This window comes from Archangium gephyra, from assembly GCF_042230915.1.
GTDB lineage: Bacteria > Myxococcota > Myxococcia > Myxococcales > Myxococcaceae > Archangium > Archangium gephyra_B.
The window spans coordinates 10,557,221-10,570,023 of the sequence record NZ_CP102578.1 but is presented as its reverse complement, the minus strand read 5'-3'; the positions used below and the strand labels follow the sequence as shown (position 1 = coordinate 10,570,023).

Annotated in this window: 14 protein-coding genes and 1 riboswitch; of the genes, 7 read left to right on the top strand and 7 right to left on the bottom strand. The window is 70.8% G+C overall.

Annotated features, from left to right (window positions below):
• Window positions 1–582 carry a MarR family winged helix-turn-helix transcriptional regulator gene (locus NR798_RS41550; RefSeq protein ID WP_375768131.1) on the bottom strand — a complete coding sequence of 194 codons (582 nt, stop codon included), beginning with the start codon at window positions 580–582 and terminating at the stop codon, window positions 1–3.
• Window positions 583–729: 147 nt separating this feature from the next.
• Between NR798_RS41550 and NR798_RS41545 the strand changes: the two genes are divergently transcribed.
• Window positions 730–870 carry a hypothetical protein gene (locus NR798_RS41545; protein ID WP_375768130.1) on the top strand — a complete coding sequence of 47 codons (141 nt, stop codon included), beginning with the start codon at window positions 730–732 and terminating at the stop codon, window positions 868–870.
• Window positions 871–1,180: 310 nt separating this feature from the next.
• Entirely contained in the window at window positions 1,181–1,498 is a 318-nt protein-coding gene (locus NR798_RS41540; RefSeq protein ID WP_375768129.1) for a DUF3817 domain-containing protein, read from the top strand.
• Window positions 1,499–1,501: 3 nt separating this feature from the next.
• On the opposite strand, the gene NR798_RS41535 is transcribed toward NR798_RS41540, so the two are convergent.
• Genes NR798_RS41535 through NR798_RS41520 form a run of 4 tightly spaced genes read right to left on the bottom strand, consistent with a single transcriptional unit; the run spans window position 1,502 to window position 5,326 of the window.
• Window positions 1,502–2,563, bottom strand: a complete 1,062-nt coding sequence (locus NR798_RS41535) for a sulfate/molybdate ABC transporter ATP-binding protein (protein ID WP_375768128.1) — start codon at window positions 2,561–2,563, stop codon at window positions 1,502–1,504.
• Window positions 2,560–3,408: a sulfate ABC transporter permease subunit CysW gene (gene cysW / locus NR798_RS41530; RefSeq protein ID WP_375768127.1), complete on the bottom strand. Its 849-nt coding sequence runs from the start codon at window positions 3,406–3,408 to the stop codon at window positions 2,560–2,562. The genes NR798_RS41535 and cysW overlap by 4 nt, the downstream gene beginning before the upstream one ends.
• 10 nt (window positions 3,409–3,418) lie before the next feature.
• Entirely contained in the window at window positions 3,419–4,258 is an 840-nt protein-coding gene (gene cysT / locus NR798_RS41525) for a sulfate ABC transporter permease subunit CysT (protein ID WP_375768126.1), read from the bottom strand.
• Between the two features lie 18 nt (window positions 4,259–4,276).
• On the bottom strand, window positions 4,277–5,326 hold the full coding sequence (locus NR798_RS41520) for a sulfate ABC transporter substrate-binding protein (protein ID WP_375768125.1): 1,050 nt from the start codon (window positions 5,324–5,326) through the stop codon (window positions 4,277–4,279).
• Window positions 5,327–5,654: 328 nt separating this feature from the next.
• Between NR798_RS41520 and NR798_RS41515 the strand changes: the two genes are divergently transcribed.
• The 3 genes from NR798_RS41515 (at window position 5,655) to NR798_RS41505 (ending at window position 8,966) form a co-directional block, all read left to right on the top strand.
• Window positions 5,655–6,464 (top strand): hypothetical protein, encoded by an 810-nt coding sequence (locus NR798_RS41515; RefSeq protein ID WP_375768124.1) that lies wholly within the window; start codon window positions 5,655–5,657, stop codon window positions 6,462–6,464.
• A 180-nt stretch (window positions 6,465–6,644) separates the two neighbouring features.
• Entirely contained in the window at window positions 6,645–7,268 is a 624-nt protein-coding gene (locus tag NR798_RS41510; protein WP_375768123.1) for a histidine phosphatase family protein, read from the top strand.
• An 84-nt stretch (window positions 7,269–7,352) separates the two neighbouring features.
• Window positions 7,353–8,966, top strand: a complete 1,614-nt coding sequence (locus NR798_RS41505; RefSeq protein ID WP_375768122.1) for a serine/threonine-protein kinase — start codon at window positions 7,353–7,355, stop codon at window positions 8,964–8,966.
• Between the two features lie 54 nt (window positions 8,967–9,020).
• On the opposite strand, the gene NR798_RS41500 is transcribed toward NR798_RS41505, so the two are convergent.
• Together NR798_RS41500 and NR798_RS41495 are read right to left on the bottom strand one after the other, a co-directional pair.
• Window positions 9,021–9,395 (bottom strand): ComEA family DNA-binding protein, encoded by a 375-nt coding sequence (locus tag NR798_RS41500; RefSeq protein WP_375768121.1) that lies wholly within the window; start codon window positions 9,393–9,395, stop codon window positions 9,021–9,023.
• Window positions 9,392–9,646: a hypothetical protein gene (locus NR798_RS41495; protein ID WP_047863136.1), complete on the bottom strand. Its 255-nt coding sequence runs from the start codon at window positions 9,644–9,646 to the stop codon at window positions 9,392–9,394. The genes NR798_RS41500 and NR798_RS41495 overlap by 4 nt, the downstream gene beginning before the upstream one ends.
• A gap of 279 nt (window positions 9,647–9,925) precedes the next feature.
• Here NR798_RS41495 and NR798_RS41490 point away from each other — a divergent pair, with 279 nt between their 5' ends.
• On the top strand, window positions 9,926–10,492 hold the full coding sequence (locus tag NR798_RS41490; RefSeq protein WP_375768120.1) for an FHA domain-containing protein: 567 nt from the start codon (window positions 9,926–9,928) through the stop codon (window positions 10,490–10,492).
• A gap of 6 nt (window positions 10,493–10,498) precedes the next feature.
• A riboswitch (cobalamin riboswitch) is annotated at window positions 10,499–10,733 on the top strand.
• A 50-nt stretch (window positions 10,734–10,783) separates the two neighbouring features.
• On the top strand, window positions 10,784–12,796 hold the full coding sequence (locus NR798_RS41485; RefSeq protein ID WP_375768119.1) for a TonB-dependent receptor plug domain-containing protein: 2,013 nt from the start codon (window positions 10,784–10,786) through the stop codon (window positions 12,794–12,796).
• The last annotated feature ends 7 nt before the right edge of the window (window positions 12,797–12,803 follow it).

Here is a 12,803-nt window from a genome sequence, read left to right as displayed (position 1 = left end):
TCAGCGGCTGGCGGTCTTCGTCGCCGCCTCGCCACCCTGCGTCCCCGCCATCTGCGCGTCGTCCTTGGGGTTGCCGGTGGGGTTGTCCGGCTGGGGCTCGCCGGCGCCCAGCTCCTGGGCGAGCGCCATCAACACCTCCTGGGCGTTCACCAGGCGGGCGTGGGGCATGCGGGTGATGGCCCGCTGCACGGCGTTCTCCACGGTGCCCTCGGAGGGCACGTCCAGCGTGCGGCCCGCGTCGGTGAGGGCGAAGAGCGCCTTGCGCCCGTCGAGCGGATCCGACTTGCGCTCGAGCAGGCCGCGCTTCTCCATCCGCTTGAGGACCCCCGTCAGCGTGCTCGGGTGCACGTGCATGATCTGCGCGAGCCGTCCCGCGGTGATGCCGGGGAAGCGGCCCACGAGCCGGAGCACCAGCCGCTGCGGGCCCGTCAGCCCGAGCGTGGACTCCATGCGCTTCGACGTCGACTGCAGGCCGTGATCCACCGCCCACAGCAGGCGCATGAATTCCAACACTTCGCCAAGCGGCGGGCCCTTGGACTTGTCCAAGGTGGACGGTTCCGAGGCCTCATCAATGGGCTTCATTTCTACAGTGTCCCCCAAATTCTACCTTCCTGTCGCGTGCTGTATCTAAGGACAGGTAGTACATCCAGGCCTTACCTGCCTGGAAAATCCATTGCCCGGCGAGTCAGGGCGGGCTAGGGCGCGCGCGCTCCCACCAGGGGAGAGGTCATGCCTTCGTTTGACGCCATACCTTCTTCCATTCTGGAGCCGGATGCCAGCGCGGCGGTAGGCCTGGGGAGGGGGGAGGTGCTGGCCTGCCGGCTCGCCACCCTGACGGGCAGGCCGGTGCCCCCGCTGTCGGCGCGCTGAAGCGGGCCCCTCGTAGCCCGCCGGCACCTCCCGGGAGCGGACCGCGCGAACTTGTCCAACAGTTGGACACCTTTTTGAACAGCGCGCCCGGAGGGGAGGGGGTCTCCGGATGCGAACCAACCCGACTGGTCCGACCATCGGACCAGTTGCCCGAGCTCGGGCCCGGGAGGTCCTCTTCCTGTGACGATGCGGGTGAGGCCCCCTGCTCACCTGCATCGAGCTGGCTGGGTGAGGGACAAGGGTGCGTCAGGTTGTCGCGTTGACCCGAGTGCCCAAGGGATGCGAAGCGAAGGAGCAGAACGAGGTCCCCATGCTGAAGACTCCTATCGGCCGTTTCCGTGCTGTCGCCCTGCTCGAGGGACTCTCCTTCATCCTGCTCCTCTTCATCGCCATGCCGCTGAAGTACCTCGCCGGCATGCCCCTGGGGGTGAAGCTGGTCGGCTGGGCGCACGGGATGCTGTTCGTGCTCTACCTCCTGCTCCTCGCGGAGGTGGCCGCGGTGCACCGCTGGCCGCTCGTGCGCATCCTGGGCACGTTCATCGCGTCGCTGGTTCCCTTCGGGACGTTCGTGCTCGACGCGCGGCTGCGCCGTGAGGACCAGTCGCCCACGGAGCCGGCCGCGAGCTGAGGCTCAGATGGCGAAGTCGCCCAGGAATACCTTGGCCATGCGCACGTCGGCGTGGACGTGGTCGCCCTCGACGACGCCCAGGTCATCGAACTCGGCGCGGGGGACCTCGACGGTCACCGTCTCGCCCGAGGGCAGCTTGAGCAGCACCTTCACGTAGCCGCCCACGGACTTCAGCCGCTCGACCCGGCTCGTGGTGAGCTCGCTGTCGCCGTTGGCGGCCCTGGCGAGCTTGATGTCATGCGGGCGGACGAAGGCCTGGACCGACTCGCCCTCGCGGGCGCTCTGAGGCGCCGCCACCACGAGCGTGCCCACCTGGGCCCGGCCCGAGCGCACGCTCCCGCGCAGCACGCTGGTGCCTCCCACGAAGGAGGCGACGAACGGCGTGGCGGGCCGGTCGTAGATCTCCTCCGGCGGCCCCGCCTGGGCCACGCGCCCGTCGGACAGCACCACCACGTGCTGGGAGATCTCGAGCGCCTCCTCCTGATCATGCGTGACGAGCAGGGTGGTGACGCCCGTCTGCTCGTGCAGGGACTGGAGCCACTCGCGCAGCTCGATGCGCACGCGGCTGTCGAGCGCGCCGAAGGGCTCGTCCAGCAGCAGCAGCTTGGGCCGGATGGCGAGCGCCCGCGCGAAGGCCACGCGCTGCCGCTGTCCACCGGAGAGCTGTCCGGGGTAGCGCTTGCCCAGCTCCTCCAACTGCACGAGCCGCAGCATCTCGTCCACGCGCGCCTCGATGTCGGCGCGGGGCAGCCGGCGCGTCTCCAACCCGAAGGCGATGTTCTGCCGCACCGTCATGTGCTTGAAGAGCGCGTAGCTCTGGAAGACGACGCCGATGCCGCGCTTCTGCACGGGCAGCTGGGTGCAGTCCACGCCCTCGATGCGCACGGAGCCCGAGTCCGGCAGCTCCAGCCCCGCGATGAGGCGCAGCAGGGTGGACTTGCCCGCGCCCGAGGGCCCGAGCAGGGTGGTGATGGCCGCGGACGGAGCGTGGAAGGACACGTCCGAGACGGCGGGAGTGCCCCCGGCGGTGAAGCGCTTGGTGAGTTGCTCGACGATGACGCTCATGGGGACTCCGCCTTCCACTCGACGTACTTCTTGACGGCCAGGGTCACCAGCGCGAGCACCGTGAGCAGCGAGGCCACGGCGAAGGCACCGGCGAGGTTGTACTCGTTGTAGAGAATCTCCGCGTGCAGCGGCAGGGTGTTGGTGACTCCGCGCACGTGCCCGGAGACGACGGACACGGCGCCGAACTCACCCATCGCGCGCGCGTTGCACAGCAGCACGCCGTAGAGCACGCCCCACTTCACCTTGGGCAGGGTGATCTGGAAGAAGGTGCGCCAGCCGCTCGCGCCCAGCGACAGCGCGGCCTCCTCCTCGTCGTGCCCCTGCGCCTGCATGACGGGCAGCACCTCACGCACGACGAAGGGGAACGTCACGAACACCGTGGCCAGCACGATGCCGGGCACCGCGAAGATGATGTGGATGTCGTGCTCGGCCAGCCACGGCCCCAACCACCCCTGCCTGCCGAAGAGCAGCACGAAGACGAGGCCCGCGATGACGGGCGAGACGCTGAAGGGCAGGTCGATGAGCGTGAGGAGCACGTCCCGGCCGGGGAAGCGGAAGCGGGCGATGAGCCACGCGGCGGCGAGCCCGAAGATCAGGTTGAGCGGCACGGCGATGGCTGCGGCCAGCAGCGTGAGGCGGATGGCACTCCAGGCCTCGGGCTCCAGGATGGCGGCGAAGTAGGCGCCCACGCCCTTCTGCAGGGCGTAGGTGAAGACGGCCACCAGTGGCACGACGAGGAAGAAGCCGAGGAAGGCGAGCGCCACGGCGATGAGCAGCCAGCGGATGGGCGCTGGCCCCGAGACGAGGCGCCGGTCACGGCGGGGGGCGTGCGTGGTGGGGTGCATGGCGCGCTTGCTATCCGGGCCGGGCCTCGAACCGGCGGTGGGTCCAGCGTTGCAGCAGGTTGACGGCGAGCAGCAGCGCGAACGAGGCCGCGAGCATCACCCCGGCGATGGCCGTGGCGCCCGCGTAGTCGTACTGCTCCAGGCGGGTGATGATGAGCAGCGGGGCGATCTCCGTCTTCATGGGCATGTTGCCGGAGATGAAGACGACGGAGCCGTACTCGCCGATGGCGCGGGCGAAGGAGAGGGTGAAGCCGCTGAGCAGGGCGGGCAGCACGCTGGGGAAGAGGACGCGGGTGAACACCTGCCAGGGCGTGGCGCCGAGCGTGGCGGCGGCCTCCTCCACGTCGGCGTCGATGTCCTCCAGCACCGGCTGCACGGTGCGCACCACGAAGGGCAGCCCGATGAAGGTGAGCGCCACGACGATGCCCACGGGCGTGAAGGCCACCTGGAAGCCGAGCGCCTCCAGGTGCTGCCCGTACCAGCCCGTGCGCGAGTAGAGGGTGGTGAGCGTCAGCCCCGCCACGGCGGTGGGCAGGGCGAAGGGCAGGTCCACCAGCGCGTCCACGAGCGCCTTGCCCGGGAAGCGGTAGCGCACCAGCACCCAGGCCACCAGCAGGCCGAAGACGGCGTTGAGCAGCGCGGCGAGGAAGGCCGTCCCGAAGCTGAGCCGGTACGCGGCCAGCACCCGGGGCGAGGCCACCGTCTCGAAGAACTGCGCCCAGGAGAGGGTGAACGTCTTGAGGAAGAGTCCGGACAGCGGAAGGAGGACGATGAGGCCCAGGTACAACCAGCTGAGCCCCATGGTCAGCCCGAAGCCCGGCAGGACGCGGCGTCGTGCGCTGCTGTGCATGGCGTGCGTGGCTCCGGCCTACTTCGCCTGGGGGACGTAGAGCTGGTCGAAGGCCCCGCCGTCATCGAAGTGCTTCTTCTGCGCCTGCTTCCAGCCGCCGGCCACCTCGTCGAGGGTGAAGAGGCTCACCGCGGGGAAGCGGCTGGCGTGCCTGGCGGCCACCGTCTGCGAGCGGGGCCGGAAGTGGTGCTTCGCGGCGAGCTCCTGGCCCTCCTCCGTGTAGAGGAACTGCAGCCAGGCCTCGGCCGCGGCGCGCGTGCCCTTGCGGTCCACGTTGCGGTCCACCAGCGCCACCGGCGGCTCGGCGAGGATGCTCACCGAGGGGACGATGATCTCGAACGTGTCCTTGCCCACCTCCTCGGTGAGCAGGAACGCCTCGTTCTCCCAGGCGATCAGCACGTCGCCCAGGCCGCGCTCGGCGAAGGTGGTGGTGGCGCCGCGCGCCCCCGAGTCCAGCACCGGCACGTTCTTGAAGAGCCCGGAGATGAACTCCCGCGCCTTCGCCTCGTCACCGCTGGCCTTGCGCAGCGCGTAGCCCCACGCGGCCAGGTAGTTCCAGCGCGCCCCGCCGGACGTCTTCGGGTTGGGGGTGATGACGGACACGCCCTCGCGCAGCAGGTCCTCCCAGTCGCGGATGGCCTTGGGGTTGCCCTTGCGCACCACGAAGACGATGGTGGACGTGTACGGCGAGCTGTTGTTGGGCAGCCGCTTCTGCCAGTCCGCGGGGATGAGCTGGCCCTTCTCGTGGAGCATGTCGATGTCGTACGCGAGCGCCAGCGTCACCACGTCCGCGTCCAGCCCATCGATGACGGCGCGCGCCTGCTTGCCGGAGCCGCCGTGGGACTGCTTGATGGCGATTTTGCTCCCCTGCTTCGCCTCCCACTGCTTCGCGAAGGCGGCATTGACGTCCGTGTAGAGCTCGCGCGTGGGGTCATACGAGACGTTGAGCAGGGTGATGGGCTCGCCCTGCGCGGCCCCCGGCTTCGAGCACCCCCCCAGCACGGGCACGGCGGACAGCAGCAGCGAGAGCAGGGCGGCGGTGAGCTTGCGGGTGGACGGCGACTTCATTGAAGTACCTCGGTGCGGGCGAGGGCGGCGACCCATGAAACTCGAAAGCCCACCGTCCCTCGCGGGGTGGTGGGCTTTCCAAGAGCTCGCGGCCGTCAGCCTTCAGGCTTCCGGCGGGCGAGCGCCCACCCCCGTCGACCGGCGGCAACACACCTTCATGTGCGGGGGTCGGAGGGGGGGCATGGACGGCTCACAAAGTGCCCGGGGCCCCTCCGTTTGTCAAGCAGTGTATCCGCTATAACGGATGAAACCCCGGTGGGTATCCAAAGGTACGCCTCTCCTTTTATGGTGCCATGCCCGGACTCCAGGGCCTGGAAGGGAGCAACGCATGGCGGACAGGAAGATGAACCTCGGGCGCGAGCGGGTGCTCGACTTCTCCACCCTGGAGGAGAAGGGGGAGGCCTCCTGGCAGTACCCGGACCTGGAGCTGACGGGGGCGACGCGCACCGCTCCGCCCGTGCGGGATGAGGACACCACGGGCAAGCTGGTGGCCCCGCTCGACGAGGAGCCGGAGCCCCTGCGCACGGCGTTCTCGACGAAGGCGGTGCTCATCGCGGACCTGCTGCGGGACACGTTCGCCCGGCGGATGTTCGGGCGCTCGCCCTACCGGGTCCTCCGGGTGGACGAGCCCGAGGGGCCCAGCACCGCGGGAGGGCTCCTGGCCCGGCAGTCCATCTCGCTCGTGGCGCGGCAGGGCTCGGCGCCTTCGGTCGTCTGCGGCTGGGTGGACACCGCGAGGGAGGAGGCGCACCTGCGCTGCTACGAGTCGGTGGCCCTGCGCTACCAGTCCCACCATGGGATGGAGCTGGACCTCTCGCCGGAGCACTACGAGCGCTTCCTGGAGACCCTGGTGGAGACGTTGATCTCCGGCGGCATCAAGGTGCGCGTGCTCGTGCTGGACGAGGAGGGACTGGCGCTGAAGCAGGCCCGGGCGGCGGTGGAGGGGGGCGGTCCGGCGCCGGGGGCCCGGGGGCGCCGGGGGTGGGGGAGCCGTCTGCTGGCGCTGACGTTCGTGCTGGGGCTGGTGGCGGGGCGGCTGGTGCCCTGGGCGGGGGTGGACGAGGCCCTGGTGGCGGTGGTCCGGGGGGCCGACGCCGCCTGGGCGCACGTGTCGTCCCGGGTAGGTGCCCGCCCCTGACGGGTCGAGTCCTGGTGCCATCCGCCTGAAAACATGGCAAGAGGCGCCGGTGGTGTCGGTGATCCAGGGCGCCTGGTGCATGCATAGGATGGGGGGGATGACGGGAGAGACGATGGGAGCGAACACGGAAGCAGGGGAGACGTGGGTGTTCGTGGGGCTGCTCGGGCTGGGGGAGGCGTGATGGATTGGCGGCTTCCGAAGGGTGTGACGCGCATGGTGCTGGTGCGGCACGGGCAGCCCGTGGAGGAGATGCGGGGCCGGTGCTACGGGCGGCTGGACGTGGGGTTGTCCTCCGCGGGCCGGTTGCAGGCCGAGCGCGCCGCGCGTTTCCTGGCCGAGGCGCCCCTGCTGCGCATCTACACGAGTCCGCGTCAGCGGGCCCGGGAGAGCGCGGCGCCCCTGGCGGAGTTGAAGGGGATGGCGGTGGACACGGAGGAGTCGTTCCGGGAGATCGACTTCGGTCTCTTCGAGGGGCTCAGCTACGAGGAGGCGGAGAAGCGCTACCCGGAGGTGTACGCCGAGTGGATGGCGCATCCGACGCGGGTGCGCTTCCCGGAGGGGGAGAGCTACCCGGAGATGCGCGAGCGGGTGCTGTCGGCGGGCCGGACGCTGCGGACGCGGCATGCGGGCGAGACGTTCGTGCTGGTGTCGCACGGCGGGGTGAACCGCACGCTGCTGGCCGAGGCGCTGGGCATGCCGGACGCCAACCTGTTCCGCATGGAGCAGGGCTACGCCTCGGTGAACATCATCGACTTCTATGGGGACGAGCCCATCGTGAAGCTGATGAACGTGACGTTCGGCTAGGGCGGCGGGCCCCTCGGGGGGTAGGTCGATGTCGGGCCAGGAAGTCCGCTAGACTGGCCTTTCATGGAAGCCGCTGCCCCCCGAGTGTCGCACTCCGCCCGCCTGCTGCAGGACTACCTGGATCAGGACGTCGTCCCGCGCGAGATGTCCATCGCGCGCTTCATGCGTGGGATGAACCTGCTGAGCTGTACGGCCGCGGTGCTGCTCGCCGGGGTGATTGGCTGGCGGCTGGCGCTGGGCATCGCGGGGCTGACGGGCGGACTGAGCCTCTACTACACGTTCATGCTGCGCGAGCTGCGGCGGGGCGGCTTCCACCCCGCGATGCAGTGGATGGACAGCGCCATCACCGTGTCCATCCCGGCCGCGGTGTTCGTCATGGACGTGTACTCGCACGGCGCCGTGTACGCGCTCACCACGCCCCCCCTGGTGGCCTGGGGCGCGCTCGTCGTGGTGTGTGCGCTCCGGGCCGGCAAGAAGCTGGCGTACGCGGCGGCGGCGCTCGCGGCGCTGGAGTACATGGCGCTGTACCTGCTGGTGGCCCAGCCCCGGCTCCCGCCCGACTCCCTGAGCACCCTGACGTTCCCCATGGTGCTGCTGCGCTGCGTGTTCCTCTTCTGCTACGGGCCGCTGGCGGCGACGCTGGCCACCCTCATCGTGAAGAAGGCCGAGGACGCGCTGCGCGCCATCCGTGAGAAGGACGTGATGGGGAAGTACTTCCTCCACGAGCGCCTGGGCGTGGGCGGCATGGCCGAGGTGTTCCGCGCCACCTACAGCCCCGAGGGTGGCTTCGAGAAGCGGGTGGCCATCAAGCGCATCCTCCCGGCCTACGCGGACAACGAGGAGTTCCTCGGCCTGTTCCGGCGCGAGGCGGAGCTGGGCTCACTGCTCATCCACCCCAACATCGTGCAGGTGCTCGACCTGGGACGGCACCAGGGCACGGTCTTCCTCGCCATGGAGTTCGTGGACGGCATGCCGCTGAGCTCGCTGCTGCGGCGCGTGTACTGGAAGCGGCTGTCTCCGGCGGCGGTGGCCTACCTCGGCGTGGAGATCTCCGCCGCGCTGGCCTACATGCACGGCCGCACGGGCCCCAAGGGCGAGCCGCTCGGCCTGGTGCACCGGGACCTCAACCCGCCCAACGTCCTGCTCTCGCGCATCGGCGAGGTGAAGCTGTCGGACTTCGGCATCGCGCGCGCGGCCAACCAGCTCGCCCTCACCCAGGCCCAGACGGTGCGCGGCAAGGCGGGCTACATGGCGCCGGAGCAGGCCTACGGCAAGCCCCTGGATGGCCGGGCGGACCTCTTCGCCCTCGGCCTCACCCTCCACGAGGCCCTCACCGGCCAGCGCGTCCTGCAGGGCGAGAACGAGGCGGAGCTGATGGTCGCCTCCACCCGGCAGCAACTGCTGCCGCCCTCCCACTCCGTGCCCGGCATCTCGCCCGCGCTGGACGCCATCATCATGGGCCTGCTCCAGCACGACCCGGCGCTGCGCACCCCCTCGGGCGAGGCGTTGCAGCGCCAGCTCCTGGCGCTCCCGGGGGCGGAGGCTCCCTATCCCCACGGCCGGCAGCAGCTCATCGAGGCCATGCGCGAGGCCACCACGCAGACCTCCGCGCCCGTCAAACCCCTGCAGCTCACGCCCGACATGGCCCTCACCGAGCAGGCCGACGCCGTCGAGCTGCCCCGCGCCTCCGGCCGGTGAGGGCCGCGCCGGAGAGAGGATGCCCGGCACACGGGCACCCTCCCTCCCGCGTCCTCAGCGCTTCGCCACGGGGCCGGTGACGCGCACCTCGTCCGGCTTCACCGGCACCTTCTCCGCCTTCAGCGTCGTCGGGCCCTGCAGCGTCAGGTACGGCTTGAGCTTCAGGAACTGCTTCTTGCCGAAGCCCTTCACCCGCACCAGCTCCTCGAGGCGCTTGAAGGCCCGCTTCTCCCGCCAGGTGATGATGCGCTGAGCGGCCTTCGCGCCCACGCCCGGCAGCAGATCCAACTGCGCCACCGTCGCCTCGTTCAGGTTCACCACGCCAGTGTACTGCGTGCGCGTCTTCGCCTGGGCGGCTTCCGCGCTCCCGGGCCCGAGCCACAGCAGCAGCCCCAGCACCGCGGCCACGCCCATCACCCGTCCGCTCACGAGTGGCCTCCCACCGGCAGCGAGTCCAGGCCGCCGTCCAGCCCGTAGCGCCCGCCGCCCCCCGCCTGCACCGTGTCCTTCTTGTCCCCCGCCTCGCGCACGTGCAGCTTCCCATCCAGCGGCAGCACATCCAGCAGCACGTTGAGCGAGCCGTCCTTGTTCACGAACGCGCTCCCCGCCCGCACCCAGATGCTCCCGCCCTTGCCCTCGCGGATGGAGAACACCGCCAACCGCTTCCCCGCCGTCAGCATCTCGACCACCTTTGTCCCTCTCCTTCGCGCGCCTCCATGGCGCGGTTGTCTGGCGCACAGAGCAGGTGTCATGCCAGCGGGTTCTCCCTCGGAGAGCACTTGCGCGCGGTGTGCAGCCGCGGCGCGTGCGTCCAGTGCGCGGGACGGACACGGATGCTCCCGCTGAGTACTTCCAGCACCGCTGTCCTCCCCGCCCTCACCCGCCGAGGGGGGACTGGCCCGGATCACCCTCCATGCACACCCTGCCCGTTACCCCCTCGTGCGCTGGAGGGCAGTCCCGTGCATCTGAAGTTCTCCGCCCTCGCTTCTCAGTTTCTCGATGACCCTCACTCGGTGCGGCACGCGGTGCGCTGGCCGGTGCTGGTGTGGGAGGCACCTCCCATGGGAGTACGCCCCCTCTTCACCCGCAGCACCATGACGGGCCTCTCGCTGCGCAGGCCCACGCTCGCCGAGCCGCTCGTGCTCGAAGTGCGCAAGCGCCCACAGGGCATCACCACGCCCGTGCCCGGCATCACCCTGGGGCGTACACCGGACAATGACATCATCGTCGAGGACCCCACGGTCTCGCGGGTGCACGCCACCTTCAGCGAGGAGAAGCACACGGGCGTCTGGTACGTCGCCGATGATGGCAGCCACAACGGCACCTGGCACAACGGCACGCTGCTGATCCCCGGCCGGCCCACGCCGCTGTTCGACCGGGCCTCGCTGCGCTTCGGCGACGTGCTGGCCACCTTCGTCGACTTCTCCGCCTTCAACCAGTTCATCCTCGACTGGCTGGATCGCCACTCCCGCGGCCCCCGGGCGACGCCGCACGTCACCGAGGGTGGCTTGACGCGCGGGGGTTGAGCCCCTAGGAAGGGCCTGCCCTTGGGTGCCCATGCCGGGCTTTCAAGAGGGAAGCCGGTGCGAGTCCGGCGCGGTCCCGCCACTGTGATCGGGCAGCCCTGAGGTCAGGGCAGGGGTCCTCGGCAGTCGCCACTCCAGCCTCGCGGCCGGGGGAAGGCGGAGGAGCCCTTCTGGGAGACGCGGTGTGCGTCTCGGCCGGAGTCCGACAGCCAGGAGACCTGCCCAGGGGTGTGGGCGCGAGCTGCCCGCGTTTGCCTTCTCTCTTCGACGGAGAGAGCGGAAGGCGGGTTCATGCGGCGGTCGCACCTCGCCGGGCGGTGGCTCTGCCTGGCGCTCAGCACGAGCGGTTCCGCGCTTGCGCAGCAGGCGGCGCAGCCTCCCCAGGACGCTCCCGCCCAGGAGACTCCGGCTGTGTTGGCCCCGGACGCGCCCGAGGGCGAGCCCTTCCGCGTCCCCACCGTGGAGGTGGTGGGCAAGGCCAGCGCTGCCGAGCCTCCCGACTCCGCGTCGCGGAGGGATCCGAGCGGCGCCCTCACCGTCATCCAGGTGGACGAGTTCGGCGGCGCGGCCCGGGACACCGCGGCGATGCTGTCCACCGCTCCGGGTGTCACGCTGCAGGACGTGGGAGGCTACGGGCAGAGCAAGAGCCTCGTGGTGCGCGGTGCGTCCTCCAACGCGACGCTGGTGCTGCTGGATGGTGTTCCCCTCAACGGGCCCGGCGGCATCGCGGACCTCTCGCGCGTGCCCGCGGCGATGGCCGAGCGCTTCGAGGTGCTGCGTGGCGGCGCGGGCGCACGCTACGGCACGGGGGGACTGGGCGGCGCCGTCAACATCATCACCCGCCGTCCCGGCAAGGACGCGCGCGTGACGGGTGAGCTCTCCTATGGGAGCTGGGACACGGCGCAAGGGTGGCTGTCGGCCTCGGGGCCGCTCGCGGGCGGCGAGGCGCTGGTGCTCGTCCATGGAGGCACCTCCAGCGGGCGCTTCCCGTACCTCTTCGATCCGAGCCCCACGCTGCCCGGGGACGCGCTCGTCGAGCAGCGGCGCGCCAACAACGACGCGCGTGGGGCAGGGGGCCTGCTGCGGCTGCGGGGCGAGCTGGGCCGGGGTTTCTCCGCGGACCTGCTGGGCGAACTCTCCTTCGATGAGCGGGGCCTCGCGGGGACCGCGCAGAACCCGAGCGGGGACGCGCGGCAGTCGGGAGGACGCGGCTCGGCGAGCCTGCGGGTGACGGGCGCGCTGCCAGGAGGCGTGCGGACGAACGCGCGCGCGTACTTCCGCCGGGACCGGGTGGCGCTGTCGGGGGGACTCTGGAGCCAGTCGGAGCCGCAGGTGCAGCAACTGGGCGGGGTGGAGCTGGAGGGGCGGGTGCTGCTGGGCGGGTGGCACGCGCTGTCCGCGCTGGTGAGCGTGGGTGGCGAGTCCGTGACGGCCGCGGACACGAACGAGGCCTCCGGGGGCGACCCATCGTGGCTGCGCGCGAGCGTGATGGCGATGGACGAGCTGCTGCTGTGGGACGGGCAGCTCACCGTCGCGCCCTCGCTGCGCGTGGAGCGGGCGGGCCCGTACACGCTGCTGTCTCCGAAGGTGGGCATCACCGTGGAGCTGCCCGCGGACTTCGAGCTGCGCGCCAACGCGGGCCGGGCCCACCGCGCGCCCTCCTTCCTGGAGCTGTACGTGCGCCAGGGCACGCTGCTGCCCAACCCGGACCTGCGTCCCGAGAGCGCCCTGTACGCGGACGCGGCGGTGGTGCACCGCTCGGAGGAGTCCTTCGCCTCGGTGGGTGGCTTCGCCAGCCTCTACGAGGACCTCATCTCCTACGAGGCCTATCCGCCCGGCGCGGCCCGGCCGTACAACTTCGCCAACGCGCGCGTGCTGGGGCTCGAGGCCGAGGGCGAGTGGCGGCCCCATCCGCTGCTCTCCGGTGCCTTCAGCTACACGCTCACCGTGTCGAGCGACCTGCAGCGGGATGAGCGCTTCTACCTGCGCGAGCTGCCCTACCGGCCCCGGCACAAGCTGGCGGCGCGGGTGATGGGCGGGCCCCGGTGGCTCACGGGGCGCATGGAGGTGGTGGCCCAGTCGGCTCACGCGCTCACCCGGGATGGGTCGATGTCGCTGCCCGGACGCGCCTTCGTTCATGCTGGATTGGCCAGCACGTTTGGCTCCCGCCCGGAGCTCACGGTCTCGTGCGAGGTGAAGAACCTCTTCGACGCTCGCGCCGAGGACTTCGTCGGCTACCCGCTCCCCGGCCGCGCCGTGTACCTGTCGGTGTCGGGGGCCTTCTCCGGGACGGAGACACCATGATTCGGAA

Excerpts from the sequence above, each read along its gene's own strand:
- NR798_RS41550 (WP_375768131.1), bottom strand. The coding sequence starts at position 582 with ATGAAGCCCATTGATGAGGCCTCGGAACCGTCCACCTTGGACAAGTCC.
- NR798_RS41545 (WP_375768130.1), top strand. The coding sequence starts at position 730 with ATGCCTTCGTTTGACGCCATACCTTCTTCCATTCTGGAGCCGGATGCC.
- NR798_RS41540 (WP_375768129.1), top strand. The coding sequence starts at position 1,181 with ATGCTGAAGACTCCTATCGGCCGTTTCCGTGCTGTCGCCCTGCTCGAG.
- NR798_RS41535 (WP_375768128.1), bottom strand. The coding sequence starts at position 2,563 with ATGAGCGTCATCGTCGAGCAACTCACCAAGCGCTTCACCGCCGGGGGC.
- cysW (WP_375768127.1), bottom strand. The coding sequence starts at position 3,408 with ATGCACCCCACCACGCACGCCCCCCGCCGTGACCGGCGCCTCGTCTCG.
- cysT (WP_375768126.1), bottom strand. The coding sequence starts at position 4,258 with ATGCACAGCAGCGCACGACGCCGCGTCCTGCCGGGCTTCGGGCTGACC.
- NR798_RS41520 (WP_375768125.1), bottom strand. The coding sequence starts at position 5,326 with ATGAAGTCGCCGTCCACCCGCAAGCTCACCGCCGCCCTGCTCTCGCTG.
- NR798_RS41515 (WP_375768124.1), top strand. The coding sequence starts at position 5,655 with ATGGCGGACAGGAAGATGAACCTCGGGCGCGAGCGGGTGCTCGACTTC.
- NR798_RS41510 (WP_375768123.1), top strand. The coding sequence starts at position 6,645 with ATGGATTGGCGGCTTCCGAAGGGTGTGACGCGCATGGTGCTGGTGCGG.
- NR798_RS41495 (WP_047863136.1), bottom strand. The coding sequence starts at position 9,646 with ATGCTGACGGCGGGGAAGCGGTTGGCGGTGTTCTCCATCCGCGAGGGC.
- NR798_RS41485 (WP_375768119.1), top strand. The coding sequence starts at position 10,784 with ATGCGGCGGTCGCACCTCGCCGGGCGGTGGCTCTGCCTGGCGCTCAGC.